The following is a 14,288-nucleotide window of genomic DNA, read 5'->3' as shown; positions in this document are numbered from 1 at the left end:
CTCGGGTAGACTGCACTCCCCGTGTTCGGGATAGAAGGGGCGCTTGCCGAAGCGCCCCTTCTGCTTGATTTGTGATTCATAGAGTTTTAGTTCACAAAGACCTGGCCATCCCCTTGAATTTGAAGAACGCCTTGCGTCTCATCAAAGCTGGTATTTTCGCCCAGGGAGATTTCCAACATGCCTTGCTCGAAGCTGCTTGGACTCAAATCAAGCAAGCCCCCATCCTGCCGAACAGCAGTAATCGTCGTTGGCAGAGATAGGTTCGTTAACATGGTTTCTTCCCCGCCCATCAGCATCCGGGGCTGAGTGTCGCCAATGACCTCATAGGTGATGGCTGCATTGGTGGTATTCACCAGGCGTACATTGACTGCACCAGCAATGGGTGAAACAGTGGCGATCGATGCACCTTGAACGCTGGGCAAGGGAGGCTGCGCTTGAAGCGGACTATAGGACTCTGCGGGAGTAATACCACCGATCGCAGTGTTGGGCGTGCCATCGGGATTGCCCAGGATTACGCCAGTGGGAACGGTTGTTTGGTCAAAACCAAGTTGGCTGCTAATGCTGTTGGGGGCACAGCCCGCAGGAACTAAGGTATTGGTGTTAAATGGTTCTTCATAATAAATTTGAGGGCACGGGTTTCGAAACGCCTCCGCCTGTGGAGTTTCAGTTTGTGCCGCTGCGGGTTGAATGACCGCAGGCAACCCCAATACAAGACTGCTACAGGCAGCACCAATGAGACCAAGGTATGCTTTGTTGTCTAGTTTGCGTTGTGGCATAGCGCCTCCTAAGAAATTCCCAAGAGATACAGTGCAACCGTTTTCACACGGGTTGTCCTTTCAGGCTAGTTAGACAAAACCCAATTAAACGACTGGCAACGGGCATAAAACGTCTAAACAACGCTCTGTCTCAGGGTAGATCTAACTACAGCAGTTCTCAATCGAGTCAGCCACAGTCTCGCCAGGATGGGGTTGAGGTGTAGAGTTTGGGGTGTGGTGAATGCAAATGAAAATGGCTGTAAGTTCGTGTTTACGGCTTGCTTTGGCGGATCGCTTGAGGGCAGCGATCGATTCCCAGCACCGACTGGAAAATTGGCTTAAATTAGATGAAACAACCGCAACTGCGATCGCCGTGTCTCAACCGTCAAACCCATTTCATTCAGAACCTACGCCGCTTCCATCGGTTCCTATGCCCGAAATAGCAATCGAACGGTTTAACCTTTCGCCATTAATTCGCCTCACTCTGCTGACGTTGTATGTGGCGTTGACGTTACCGTTGCCCCTGTTGGCGCATGTGACCCATGCCCCAGTACCACCAACGCTGCTGTTTGTGGGGGTTGTCCTGGGAGGCATTGGGCTGTATGCCGCTCTCAGCGAACAGGTTGTTTTAGATGAGCAGGGCATTCAAGTCACCTACCCCAACTGGGTGCCCCGTTTCTGGCGCAAGGGATGGACATTGCCCTGGTCTAAGATCCAGGCGCTAAAGCCCCGCTCGACCGGGCAGGGGGGGCTGGTCTATTACTTTCTTAGCAGCGATGGCGAAGCTTACCTGTTACCGATGCGCGTCGCTGGATTTGCCCAACTGGTGCGACAGGTACAAGCCAGGACTGGAATTGACACAACCGATGTTCGGCCATTGTCCCAACCGTGGATGTATCTAATCTTGTTGGCGTTTACGCTGGTGCTGTTGATGATCGATGGTTGGACGATCTGGTCAGCGATGGCAATGGGATACATGCCGTAAGGATAGATGCCTCAGATCCCTAATGGGTGTACCTGGTTTGCTACAGTAATGACGCTGCTTTTTCTCAGGAACACAAGACGTTGCCCGATTCCCTAACGCCTTGCTTGCATTTAGAACAGGTTGGCTTAAAAGCGGCGATCGGCCCCCGCTACATTTTGCAGAACGTTTCATGCAAGGTGGCTCGGGGCGATCGCCTTGCTCTAGTTGGCCCTTCTGGTTCCGGTAAAACCTCGTTATTGCGACTGCTCAATCGGTTGAGTGAGCTAAGCGACGGGCATATTTACCTAAACGGGCAAGACATTCGCCACATTCCAGTCATCCAACTGCGGCAGCAGGTGACGTTGGTACCCCAGGAATCTAAATTGCTGGGAATGACCGTGCGAGACACGTTGGCTTACCCTCTGGTGCTGCGGGGCGAAACCAAGCAAACCATTCAGCAACGGCTACTCACCTGGACAGAACAGCTACATATCCCAACAGATTGGCTGGATCGAACCGAAATGCAGCTTTCGGTTGGGCAGCGGCAGCTAGTGGCGATCGCCCGGGCGCTAATGATTCAACCCCATGTCTTACTGCTAGATGAGCCGACTTCAGCGCTAGATGCAGGTCGGGGCCACAATCTAATCAACCTGTTGACCCAGCTAGCCACCCAGCAACAGCTCACTATTTTAATGGCCAATCACCAGCTTGATATTGCCCAGCAGTTTTGCAACCGACTGCTGTATTTAGAACAGGGTCGGCTGGTGCAAGAAACCGCCGCCGACCAAACCGATTGGGCAGAGCTAAAGCAAGCATTGATTGCGGCAGAAGCAAAAGAAGCCGAAGAGTGGATGGAATGAACGTGTGGTCAGGCTAGAGTCCTTCTGCCACTCTCGACAGTGGGCGAGCGGTTCGCTTCTTATGGTTAAGCGGCTCGGTTGCCGCCGACTGCGGCCCAGATCCTAACATCTCTACGTTAAAGCGATAGCCCACATTCCGCACGGTTTGAATCAGGCTCGGTTGCCGAGGATCAACTTCAATTTTCTTTCGCAGCGATAGAACATGCGTGTCTACAGTGCGATGGTTGTCGATCGCATCCGGCCAGGCTCGTCGCAGCAGTTCCGTTCGGCTTAACGGTAAGCCACCCGCCTGAGCTAAAACATAAAGCAGGCTAAATTCCTGCGGAGTTAAATCAATAAATTCGCTTTTGAGACACACTCGGCGCTGTACTAAATCAATCTTGAGATCGCCATAATCTAACGAAACTGGAGCGCTAAGCGATCGGCTACGGCGGGTTAGCGCCTCGACCCTGGCTAAAAACTCCTGCATCCCAAATGGCTTTGTCAGATAGTCATCTGCACCCGCTCGTAACCCGGCAACAATATCTGATTCAGTATTTCGAGCCGACAATATCAAAACAAGCGCTTGCCGCTGCTGCTGGAGCCAGCGACAAAACTCTAATCCATCCCCATCGGGTAATTCGGAGTCTAGAATAACCAGATCAGGTTGGCGGTCTTGAAAGACCTCCCTCGCCTGATGCAGGTCAGCCGACTGGTGAACCCAATAGCCCACTTGCTGCAAATGCCAGCCAAGGAGCGATCGCAAATGAGGATTTCCTTCAACAATTTGAATACAAACAGAGCCCACAGCGCTACGCTTTGTTTCAGGTTCGCGCTACAAGGTTATCAGAAGCGTTTGTCATGGTTTTGTAACTGCTGTTACTTCATCTCAGCATCATCTGCTGAATAAATACTGAAAAGAGAGGAAAACGCCCAACGAAGTCTTCATCGTTAACCCATCCTCTCTTAACGTTACGTCATAGAAAGTTTACCGTATGATTAACTACATCCCAGGCTAGAGAGGAAAGGAATGCAGTTGAAGTTACAATAAACCCATAAGCATGAATCTTTCTAGACCGTTTCCCAACCCTTAAATCCCCGCACAAACCGCCTCTCATTTTTATAGGCTTAGTTCTAAGAAATGTTGAAGTTTGTAAGGAAATTCGATCCCCACTGACTTGATTCCAAACTTGGGCAAGGTAAGTGTAGAGTCAACAAGTTCGTGAAATTGCTGAGGTGGCACCGGAAAACATTAGCATCGTCAGTACAAACATCTGAACGTGTATAAATTATATCTGGCTCTATCTGTAGTTAAAGTAGACGAGTAGCGGAACATACCATGCTGCAAGACGCACAAACCATTCGTTATTACCAGCGAGCGACCGACGCTCTAAGCGAGCAGTGGAACCGAGGGTATCGCCTTGATGAACTTCGTTTGTATCTGGATGGCTACCTGGCTGCTCTACGGCACGCAAATGCGATCGAACCCTATTTGATCCACCGACTAGAAGAAGAAGTAACGCGTTATTTGCTCGATCCGTCGAGTTTCCAGGTACCCGAACCCGAGGCCGAGCCTGACTATTATTAATTCGTTCACATACTGTCCGCACAAAAAAACAGGGACGCGCTAGTGCGTCCCTGCTGAATTAAACACCAGCAAAATAAGCTAGGACGCTAGAGCAACCTCGACCATTTGCTGCAACTCACCTTTCTGGTACAGTTCGATCAAAATATCTGAACCACCCACAAACTGGCCGTTGATGTAAACCTGAGGGATGGTAGGCCAGGTGGAATATTCTTTGATGCCCTGACGAATCTCAGCGTCATCCAGAACATCAACAGTCTGGTAAGGCACGCCCAGCATATTTAGAATTTGCACCACGTTGTTCGAAAAACCGCACTGGGGCATCAGTTTGTTGCCCTTCATGAAGACGACAATTTTGTCTTGATTAACCAGATCGTCAATCCGCTGTTGCACTTCTGGAGTCATATCTAAATCACTGAAATGACTAAACAGTTCTATACTACCTGGAACTTTACTGACTGGGTGAGATGATTGAACTTTTAAGGTCAGGCCAAGGTTGAAACCCAAGTAAACAGTTCCTCTACACCAAACATGCCTAGCCTGCTTGCGCCCGAGATTGAGGGGTGAAGGTTCGCAACGACAAGGCATGGATCGCTTCAGAAGACATGGCTTGCTGCACCGCACGATACACTAGCTGATGCTGCTGCACCAGTCCTTTCCCTTCAAACTGGGATGAAATTACCGTTACCTGATAGTGATCTCCACCACCGGTCAGGTCCTGGATCTCCACTTCGGCATCTGGTATTGCAGCCTTGATCATCGATTCAACCTGACTGGGGCTGACCATTCTTCTCTTACCTCGGCAATTCTGAACTCTACTGAAACTATAGCTTAAGCTGGTTCACCCCCAACCCGTAGCCTATTGTTGAGGCTGCTGAGGCTGGACTAACTCTTGACTCTGCTGCGCTGGCTGGTTAGGAGTCGATGCCCCGCCGCCCTGCCTGCCTTGGTAAGGAGCATTGACAAACCCAAGTTCAAACAATTGACGATAGGCTCGTTGTCCCAGGTCACGGGTCGGTTGCTGACTGCGAATAATCTGAATCAACAAGGGCACCGCCAGTTCGGGCTTGTTTTGTGCCCGGTGCACCAATGCCAGTTGATAGGTTGCTTGATCTCGCATCTGAGCCGTTTCCAGTGCTTGCTGCCGCTGACTTTCAGAAATGCGGTTATCAATTCCTGAGAAGCTAGCTGCTAGTTCTTGATAAAAGTTGGAAAGCTGATTGAAGACCTGACGGGCTTGCTGAAGCTTTTGCACGGCGAGGTCGTAGTTTTGGGCAGAGACCGCAGTATTGGCCTCTGACATCAGACGTTGTCCACCAGCAAGACTCAGGATGCTTCCATCTTGTGTCAACGGACGCAAATCGTCATCGAGTTCGGCGGGCTGCTCAAGCGAACCTTCTTCAGAAGGCGTTTGTGCTTGAGCCGCTAGTGGACTCAGCCAAGTCAAGGCCGCTGTCGCCGAAAGCGATAACAGGCAAGTGAGAGAAAGGGAACGAGCAGTCCTAGCGAGTAACATGAAGTAACCCTATGCCATTGTGTAAGAGCAGAACAATATAACACTTGGGTATATTACCATTGCAAGTCTTCGCGTAAATGAGCACTTTAGCCGCTATACTGCGAGCCTGCTCATGGCTCCCAAATCATCCAAACCCTTTTAGACTGAACCGCTACGAATAAGTTCCTTAAGGCTGGATTGCTCCACCAGAGTTAAACCACCCGGCAAACGCCAGATGGTACCGTCAAGTAGAAGAAAGTGTTAGCTCATCGCCCAAGCTCGTTGCAAGCGATTAGAATCAAATCGAATCACTTCTGCAAGCGGCAGCTCAACTGAAACTTAATCCTATGACTGGCAACGTGCGCTCATCTGATGCCTTTCCTGACCCATGGCCAGATTCTGTTGAGACTGAATTGACACTGCCCGTTAGTGAAGGGATGATTCTCCAGCGTGGCGGTGAAGAACTGATCTTAGAAAAAGTACCCGATCGCTTCACGGTACGGCCTACCGCCAATCGCACGCTCGATCACCTGACGCAGCAGGTCGGTGCTGTTGCGGTCAACCCCATTGCATCGGTCGATTTAGTCGAAATTCAGGTTGATCCTGGTGTGTTGGAACAGATGATGCAGTTGGCACGGGCATCGGGGGATGTCTCGTTTGCCAGTCATGTTTATCAACTCAAGGGCAGTCCTAATGCCTGGTTCTATTTGACCGACCAGCTTACGGTACAGTTTGCGAAGCAAATCAAGCCAGAAACCGCCAGGGCGATCGCGCAGTCGTTTGGGTTGCAAGCTATTCAGGCGGTTGAAGGGGTTTCCCAGGCGTTTGTCTTTCGGCTATCGGGGCAGTCTCCGGCCAACCCGATCAAGCTAGCCAACCAACTGATGCGCCGCCCTGAAATCTTGACGGCGGAGCCAAATATTGTGACTCGAACTCAGCCACTCTACCGTCCCCGTGATTCAGAGTATGGCAAGCAGTGGTATCTCAACCATGCTGGTGGGGCTGATTTAACCGCCAATTCTCATATTTCCGCAGAAGCGGCCTGGGATATAACGCGCGGGGTGCGATCGGTTGTGGTTGCCGTAGCGGATGACGCGATCGATTTAAACCACCCCGATTTTCAGGGAAAAGGTAAGATTGTTGCCCCACGCGATCTAAAAGATCAGGATTTTTTGCCGATGCCGGGAAGCACCCAGGAAAATCATGGCACCGCCTGTGCTGGGTTGGCGATCGCGGAAGAAAACGGCAACGGCATGGTTGGTGTGGCACCGGGCTGTGCTTTCATGCCGATTCGTACCAGTGGCTTTGTAGACGATCGGGCGATCGAGCAACTGTTTGGTTGGGCGATCGAAAAAGGCGCGTCTGTGATTTCGTGCAGTTGGGGGCCGAGCGAAGTCTACTTTCCGCTGCCGCTGCGTCAACGGGCAGCCCTAACGCGTGCCGCCACTCAGGGGCGAAACGGTAAGGGATGCGTTATTATTTTCGCCGCCGGAAATGCCAACCGTCCGGTCAACGGCAGCGTCAACGAACAGGGCTGGCCTAATAATGTGTTGCGCGGCCCCACCAACTGGCTCAATGGGTTTGCTGTGCATCCTGATGTGATCACCGTGGCGGCCAGCACCAGCCTGAACCAAAAAGCAGCGTACAGCAATTGGGGCACGGATATTTCCGTTGCGGCTCCCAGCAACAACTCGTTGCCCGGTATGTGGTTGCAACAAACTGGCTACACCAACACAGCCCCCACCATTCGCGACTCGTTGCGGGGACGAAGCGTGTTTACAAGCGATCGCGTCGGCGCAGCGGGTTACGAATCGGGCAACTATACGGCTGGCTTTGGTGGCACCTCTAGTGCCTGCCCGTTGGTGGCAGGCGTGGCCGCCTTAATGCTGTCGGCCAATCCTGACCTCACAGCCAGGGAAGTCAAGCAAATTCTGCAAGAGACGACGGACAAAATTGTTGACTCGACCCCGGAACCTCAATTCGGGCTAAGGAAAGGAACATATGATGCCAAAGGTCATTCCCAGTGGTTTGGCTATGGCAAAGTTAATGCGGCTAGGGCGGTACAGGCGGCACAACAGCGACTAGCAGCGGTTCCCAGGGTATCGCAGTGGGTACGGCAGCAAAATACGGCAGCGATCGCCATTCCCGACGATAATCCCAGGGGTGCCGTTAGCAGCATTCAAATAACGAATACCAGCCAGATTCGCGATATTCAGATCAGCTTAGACATTAACCATAGTTACCTGGGCGATATCGAAGTCGTCTTGATGCCGCCTCGCGGAACAACGGTATTGTTGCAAAGCCGCACGCTAGGGCGCAGAACCAGGCTGCAAACAACCTATTCTCTGCAAACAACGCCAGCGCTAAGGCAATGTCTCAACCAGGCGGCTAACGGCAATTGGCGGCTGCAAGTCACCGACTATGCCCCACTCAATACGGGCACCTTAACCCAGTGGCAGTTGAGTATTGGTATCAGTTAGGTCAGGTGCGGAAGCGCCCATGCGGCCACTGCAATGGAGCGGGTCTGGCGATCGTGGGCAGCAAGACGAACCAAAACGCCGACCCTGGCTCAGGTCAATTGGGTATCTGACTCGTAAATTAACCCATCACTGGAGTTCTGGATGGGAGAAACTACCATCACCGGATCTTGATACAGCGGTACGGTAAAGGTCACCGTTGAACCCAACCCTTCACCCATGCTGTAAAAGTTCACCACACCGTCCATGGCCTCTACTAGCTTTTGTGAAATCGCCAGCCCCAGACCAGTGCCGCCATACTGACGCGTGCGCGACCCATCTAGCTGGCTAAACGACTGAAATAGCTTGTCCTGCTTCTCCAACGACACCCCAATCCCGGTATCGGCAACGCTAATTTTTGCCATTCCCAGGTTCTCCTCATCATGATCATGAATGACGGCACTCTTTTGAATCACTTCAGCCGTAATGGTGATGCCGCCTTCGTGGGTGAACTTGATCGCATTCCCAACTAGATTCAGCATGACTTGCAGCAACCGTTGATAGTTGCCGTAAAGGACAACTTCATCGCGCGTCACCGGAGTTCGGATTTCGAAACTAAGACCTTTTTGCTGAGCCTGGGTACGGGTAAAGTTCTCCACAGCCGTTAACAAGTCATCTAGCTTGACCTGGGTAAAGTCAAGCTGCATTTTACCCGACTCAATCTTGGCAATATCTAAGATGTCATTGATCAGACTCAGCAAATGGACGGCTGAATTATGAGCCTCCTGAATGAATTCCATTTGCTCTGCCGGGTCGTCTGCCATGCCGTCTATGATCAGCTTCAAAAAGCCAATCATGCCGTTTAGCGGCGTTCGCAGTTCGTGGGACGTGTTCGCCAAAAACTCGCTCTTGCGACGAGAGGCTTCCTCGGCCTGTTGTCGAGCATCTTCCAAATCTTGATGCTGCTGCATCAGGCTATCGTTAAGCCGCCCAAATTCAGCAGCCAAGTTTTGGCTCTCGGCAAATAGCGTGGCATGAGCAATGCCAGTACCCACCTGATCGGCCAATTCTCGAATCAGGTTAATCTCAAGGTCGTTCCAGACACGGGAGCGATCGAACTGATGCAGAACGATCAAACCATTGGGCTGGTCTTGATAGCAGGTGGCCACCGCCAGAATTGAGTAGGGCTGGTTCGCTAAATTGGCTTCTACCGAAGTGAGGGCGATCGGTTTATGGGTTGCCAACGCTTGACTGAGATACGAATCCTGATCCAGCGACAGCGTTGTTCCTAGCATCGAACTGAGGCTGGCATGGCAATACTCGGCCACTACTTCTAGCTCGGTTGCGGATGGGGGATACGGACAAATCAAGCAGCGGCTAACGTCCAGCGCTTCGCCCAAACCATCGACCGTTTGCTGCCAGATGGTATCCAGATCAAGCGTACGGCGAATATTCCACGCCACCTGATTTAGCAACTTGCGATATCGCTTGGAGTCGTGGTTGGTCAAGCATGGGGTATGCCCCAACTGGTTGACCAGTTCTAACGCCTGATCTCTAGAAGCGGCATACAAAAACTGCCCGGTTACGATTACCGTTGTTGCAGCGCTGTTGGGCACCAAAACAGGGCTGATCACCAGATCGAAGACGAGATAATCACTGTCGCAGTGAAACGGGTAGTTGAACCGTTCTGGCTCGACATAATCCAGGATGCGGCAGACGCGATTCAGGTAGGAGTCGATCGCAACTGGAGCAAATGCTGCACCCACCCGTCCCTCAACCAGGTGTTCTGGCTCTACCCCGTGCCGTTTAGCGTCTCGCCAATAGAAAGACTGGTAATCACCCGTTCGATCTTGGGTGAAGACTAAATCTGCCTGGGAAGTGGGCAAAAAACCATCGTACGTCTTGGTAGCCGCCAGGTCTATAGATTCCGTAAGTGAGAGGGAAAAATCGCCGGACGAAGTCATCAGCTTAGAATTGCAAACTGTCAGGATGAAGAACTAAGCAATTGCGTTTGTTGACTAGCAGGAGTGACTAGCAGATGCAACAAGCAGACGCTCGGATCGTAAAGCAGATCACAATTCAGCGTCCAATTCTAGAATTCCCGTTCTAACCTAGCTTATATGCAATTGTGAGTCGAGTGTTTGTAGGGACTCTACTTAATCATTCCATTCACCCCGAGGAGGAACGGGGGGATTGCGCTGTAGGGTACGGGTAAGATCGTCATCCCGTCGAGAACTGCCCCGCAGCCATTGCCGGACGGCAACCTCGATTACCTTGCTAGGATCGCTGGTAAGGTGGCTAATTTGTTCTAGCAGTTCAGCATCAATCTGGATGGACAGGTCAACTCGATTCGACTGTGGTTCTGAGCGCACGGTGGGGTCAGTCATAAACGCTAGGACTCCTGGTAATGCTTTGACGGCGATACAACAAAGGATGAGCCGACTCTGGTTTCGCTCAGCCTGTCAGAATGGATTCAGAATGGGTAGAGACTCTCTAATAACTTTAAGGATTGAGTAACTTAAGGATCGAGGAACCCAGCCAGAGAAATTCAGATTCCCAATGAGATAACAGTTTAAGATACACTTAGGCGCACCCGTACAGGAGAAGTTCCGTCCATAACCCTGATCGCTTTTGGCCTAACACTTCTGTCATAGCGACGACAATTAACCAAACTAGCAAGAGAGTTGCAGCTTTAGATCTCTATAGTGACAGCATAGTGACAGCCTTCACTCGCTCTCAGTCGCCATCTGGATGTAGAGTCCTCATTTCTATCCTATTTTGCATGGTTAACGATGAATTTTCTAAAGAACCTGGGTAAAACTGCACTAACCGTTTGCTGAACTGAACTTCGGTAGAAATGCGCTGAGTTGACGAAAGTATTACAATATCTTAAGCAGTTAATGGAAGTGTATGACTGAGGTACCCGTCTCTCGTATTCGGAATTTTTCGATTATTGCTCACATCGACCACGGTAAATCAACCCTGGCCGATCGCTTGCTCCAGACCACCGGAACCGTCAGCGATCGCGAGATGAAGCAACAGTTCCTCGACACAATGGATCTGGAGCGGGAGAGGGGCATCACCATCAAGCTACAGGCCGCCCGGATGAACTACACCGCGCGGGATGGACAGCAATATGTGTTGAACTTGATTGATACGCCGGGGCATGTTGACTTTTCCTATGAGGTGTCGCGATCGCTTGCCGCCTGTGAAGGAGCGCTGTTAGTGGTCGATGCCTCACAGGGGGTTGAAGCGCAAACGCTAGCAAACGTGTATTTAGCGTTAGAACACAACCTGGAAATTATTCCCGTTCTCAACAAAATCGATCTGCCGGGAGCCGAACCGGAGCGGGTAAAAGGCGAAATTGAAGAGATTATTGGACTCGATTGCAGCAACGCGATTTTAGCCTCGGCCAAAGAGGGCATTGGCATTGACGAGATTCTAGAATCTATTGTGTTTCTGGTGCCGCCGCCCCAAGATACGATCCAGGAGCCCCTACGGGCGCTTATTTTTGATAGCTACTACGATCCATACCGGGGAGTTATTGTTTACTTCCGGGTGATGGATGGCACGGTGCGGAAGGGCGATCGCGTCCGGCTAATGGTGTCTAAAAAAGAGTATGAGATTGACGAATTAGGGGTTCTATCCCCCACTCAAATTCAGGTCGATGAACTACACGCCGGAGAAGTGGGCTATTTAGCGGCGGCGATTAAGTCTGTGGAAGATGCCCGTGTTGGCGACACAATTACCCTGGCAAAGGCACCCGCCGCCGCCCCGTTGCCGGGTTACACAGAAGCCAAGCCGATGGTGTTCTGCGGCTTGTTTCCCACCGATGCCGATCAGTTTGAAGAATTGCGGGAAGCTCTAGAAAAGCTGCGCCTCAACGATGCGGCTCTGCAATATGAACCAGAAACCTCTAGCGCGATGGGGTTTGGTTTCCGGTGCGGCTTCCTGGGGCTGCTGCACATGGAAATTGTGCAAGAGCGGTTAGAGCGAGAGTATGACCTGGATCTGATTACTACTGCGCCTTCGGTTATTTACAAGGTAACGAAGATCGATGGCGAAGTGGTGATGATCGACAACCCCAGTCTCCTGCCCGATCCGCAAGAGCGGGAGATGATTGAGGAACCCTACGTCAAAGTAGACATGATTACGCCGGAAGAGTTTGTTGGCTCGCTGATGGAGCTGAGCCAGAACCGCCGGGGTGTGTTCAAAGATATGAAATATCTAACGCAGGGACGTACCACGTTAACCTATGAGATTCCGCTGGCCGAGGTCGTGACTGACTTTTTTGATCAGATGAAGTCGCGATCGCGCGGATATGCCAGCATGGAATATCACCTGATTGGCTACCGAGAAAATCCGCTGGTGAAGCTCGACATCCTGATCAACGGCGATCAGGTCGATCCGCTAGCGACCATTGTGCATCGCGACAAAGCCTATTATGTGGGTAAAGCCCTGGTTGAGAAGCTAAAGGAACTGATTCCACGCCATCAGTTTAAGATCCCAGTTCAGGCATCGATCGGTAGCCGTGTGGTTGCCAGCGAACACATCCCGGCATTGCGAAAAGATGTATTGGCAAAATGCTACGGTGGCGATATTAGCCGCAAGAAAAAGCTATTGCAGAAGCAGGCCAAGGGTAAGAAACGGTTGAAGGCGATCGGCACCGTTGATGTTCCTCAAGAAGCCTTCATGGCCGTGCTGAAGCTTTAAGTTCAGTAGAGCCATTTAGTCAAATGTACGACCAATCCGCTATAGGCTGGTGCAACCCAACTCAGCCCATAGCGGATTGGTCGTACAAGGGTGATCTAAGTAGTTTCAGGCAAATTTCAGACCCTCAATTCTGTTGCTGTAGAGCGAAAATTGAGCAGAAATCGTACTCTTCATCACATCTTGTTGTTTCGTCGCCTTATATCTTGCGGATAAGAAACGGTGAGCAATGTAGATAACTAGTGTGCATACATAAGGCTGCGACGCCTTAGAATTCCTTCAAAATGCTCGGTAAGGCGTTGAAGATTTGGTGAACTATTGATTTAAAGGCTTCTTAATCCATGAATCTCTGTTAAGTTGCTATACAAATCAGTGGAAACACGATGGCGCTGATCGGTGATGCGGCATTAGTGAGTTTCTAAGGTAGTTTGGCAGTGAATCAGGGATTTGGGTTATTCCAGGCTGTTTCAATTCTGCAATTGTCAAGTTATTCGAAATACGAAGCTATGCGAATTCTAGTCACAGGCGGTGCGGGCTTTATCGGTTCTCATCTGATTGATCGGCTGATGACAGAAGGTCACGAAGTAATCTGTTTAGATAACTTTTACACCGGTCACAGGCGAAACCTGCTCAAGTGGTTCGATCATCCTTATTTTGAATTAATCCGTCACGACATTACCGAACCCATTCGGTTGGAGGTTGACCAGGTTTATCATTTGGCCTGTCCGGCATCCCCCATCCATTACCAATACAATCCGGTTAAAACCATCAAAACCAACGTGATGGGTACTCTAAACATGTTGGGGTTGGCAAAGCGGGTAAAAGCTCGTTTCTTGCTGGCATCAACCTCTGAAGTGTATGGCGATCCAGAAGTTCATCCCCAAACGGAAGACTATCGGGGCAACGTTAACCCGATTGGGATTCGCAGTTGCTATGACGAAGGAAAGCGAGTAGCTGAAACGCTGGCATTTGACTACCACCGTCAAAACGATGTGGAAATTCGAGTGGCGCGAATCTTCAACACCTATGGCCCTCGGATGTTAGAGAACGATGGTCGTGTTGTTAGCAACTTTGTGGTGCAAGCCCTGCGCGGTCAGCCCTTGACAGTGTATGGCAACGGTTCACAAACCCGCAGCTTTTGCTTTGTCTCTGACCTGGTTGAAGGATTGATGCGGTTGATGAACGGCGACCATATTGGCCCGGTTAACCTGGGCAACCCAGACGAATACACGATTTTGCAGTTGGCTGAAGCGGTGCAGCAAATGGTTAATCCGGATGCTGACATTAAGTTTGAGCCGTTGCCGCAGGATGACCCCCGTCGTCGTAAGCCAGATATTACCAGGGCACGGACTTGGCTGGGTTGGCAGCCAGCAGTTCCTCTGACAGAAGGATTAACGCTGACGATAGAGGATTTCCGTTCCCGTATGGGCGATCGCGCCGCCACAGCGCAGCCGACTTCGCCCCTATAACTCTTACCGCCTGGT

Annotated in this window: 13 protein-coding genes; 6 read left to right on the top strand and 7 right to left on the bottom strand. The window is 51.1% G+C overall.

From position 1 onward, the window contains the following. Positions 1-86: 86 nt before the first annotated feature. Complete coding sequence (locus tag IQ268_RS06245) at positions 87-776, bottom strand: hypothetical protein (RefSeq protein ID WP_193876656.1); 690 nt, start codon at positions 774-776, stop codon at positions 87-89. A 409-nt stretch (positions 777-1,185) separates the two neighbouring features. Between IQ268_RS06245 and IQ268_RS06240 the strand changes: the two genes are divergently transcribed. Together IQ268_RS06240 and IQ268_RS06235 are read left to right on the top strand one after the other, a co-directional pair. After that, positions 1,186-1,740, top strand: a complete 555-nt coding sequence (locus IQ268_RS06240) for a hypothetical protein (protein ID WP_193876893.1) — start codon at positions 1,186-1,188, stop codon at positions 1,738-1,740. A gap of 80 nt (positions 1,741-1,820) precedes the next feature. Beyond that, complete coding sequence (locus IQ268_RS06235; protein ID WP_193876654.1) at positions 1,821-2,579, top strand: ATP-binding cassette domain-containing protein; 759 nt, start codon at positions 1,821-1,823, stop codon at positions 2,577-2,579. A gap of 13 nt (positions 2,580-2,592) precedes the next feature. Here IQ268_RS06235 and IQ268_RS06230 read toward each other — a convergent pair whose 3' ends face one another. Next, the gene (locus IQ268_RS06230) at positions 2,593-3,366 is read right to left on the bottom strand and encodes a response regulator transcription factor (RefSeq protein WP_193876653.1); all 774 of its coding nucleotides are present in this window, start codon (positions 3,364-3,366) and stop codon (positions 2,593-2,595) included. A gap of 531 nt (positions 3,367-3,897) precedes the next feature. Between IQ268_RS06230 and IQ268_RS06225 the strand changes: the two genes are divergently transcribed. Continuing rightward, a complete protein-coding gene (locus IQ268_RS06225) occupies positions 3,898-4,146 on the top strand; it encodes a DUF6761 family protein (RefSeq protein WP_193876651.1) in 249 nt (82 codons plus the stop codon). Between the two features lie 78 nt (positions 4,147-4,224). Here the strand turns inward: IQ268_RS06225 and grxD are convergent, their stop codons facing one another. From grxD to IQ268_RS06210, 3 genes are all read right to left on the bottom strand, one after another. Beyond that, positions 4,225-4,548: a Grx4 family monothiol glutaredoxin gene (gene grxD, locus IQ268_RS06220; protein ID WP_193876649.1), complete on the bottom strand. Its 324-nt coding sequence runs from the start codon at positions 4,546-4,548 to the stop codon at positions 4,225-4,227. A gap of 130 nt (positions 4,549-4,678) precedes the next feature. Continuing rightward, positions 4,679-4,930 carry a BolA family protein gene (locus tag IQ268_RS06215; protein ID WP_193876647.1) on the bottom strand — a complete coding sequence of 84 codons (252 nt, stop codon included), beginning with the start codon at positions 4,928-4,930 and terminating at the stop codon, positions 4,679-4,681. A gap of 72 nt (positions 4,931-5,002) precedes the next feature. Beyond that, entirely contained in the window at positions 5,003-5,659 is a 657-nt protein-coding gene (locus IQ268_RS06210; protein ID WP_193876645.1) for a hypothetical protein, read from the bottom strand. Between the two features lie 326 nt (positions 5,660-5,985). On the opposite strand from IQ268_RS06210, the gene IQ268_RS33230 reads away from it, so the two are divergent. Then, positions 5,986-8,118 (top strand): S8 family serine peptidase, encoded by a 2,133-nt coding sequence (locus tag IQ268_RS33230; protein WP_228035140.1) that lies wholly within the window; start codon positions 5,986-5,988, stop codon positions 8,116-8,118. 89 nt (positions 8,119-8,207) lie between these two features. Here IQ268_RS33230 and IQ268_RS06200 read toward each other — a convergent pair whose 3' ends face one another. After that, positions 8,208-10,058 (bottom strand): ATP-binding protein, encoded by a 1,851-nt coding sequence (locus IQ268_RS06200; RefSeq protein WP_193876643.1) that lies wholly within the window; start codon positions 10,056-10,058, stop codon positions 8,208-8,210. 192 nt (positions 10,059-10,250) lie between these two features. Then, positions 10,251-10,481 carry a hypothetical protein gene (locus IQ268_RS06195; protein ID WP_193876641.1) on the bottom strand — a complete coding sequence of 77 codons (231 nt, stop codon included), beginning with the start codon at positions 10,479-10,481 and terminating at the stop codon, positions 10,251-10,253. A gap of 523 nt (positions 10,482-11,004) precedes the next feature. Between IQ268_RS06195 and lepA the strand changes: the two genes are divergently transcribed. After that, a complete protein-coding gene (lepA, locus tag IQ268_RS06190; protein ID WP_193876639.1) occupies positions 11,005-12,807 on the top strand; it encodes a translation elongation factor 4 in 1,803 nt (600 codons plus the stop codon). 503 nt (positions 12,808-13,310) lie between these two features. Further along, positions 13,311-14,273 (top strand): UDP-glucuronic acid decarboxylase family protein, encoded by a 963-nt coding sequence (locus tag IQ268_RS06185; RefSeq protein WP_193876637.1) that lies wholly within the window; start codon positions 13,311-13,313, stop codon positions 14,271-14,273. Positions 14,274-14,288: the final 15 nt, after the last annotated feature.

It is taken from the genome of Oculatella sp. LEGE 06141 (assembly GCF_015207605.1).
GTDB lineage: Bacteria > Cyanobacteriota > Cyanobacteriia > Elainellales > Elainellaceae > Oculatella.
This window is presented reverse-complemented; position numbering and strand designations above follow the sequence as displayed.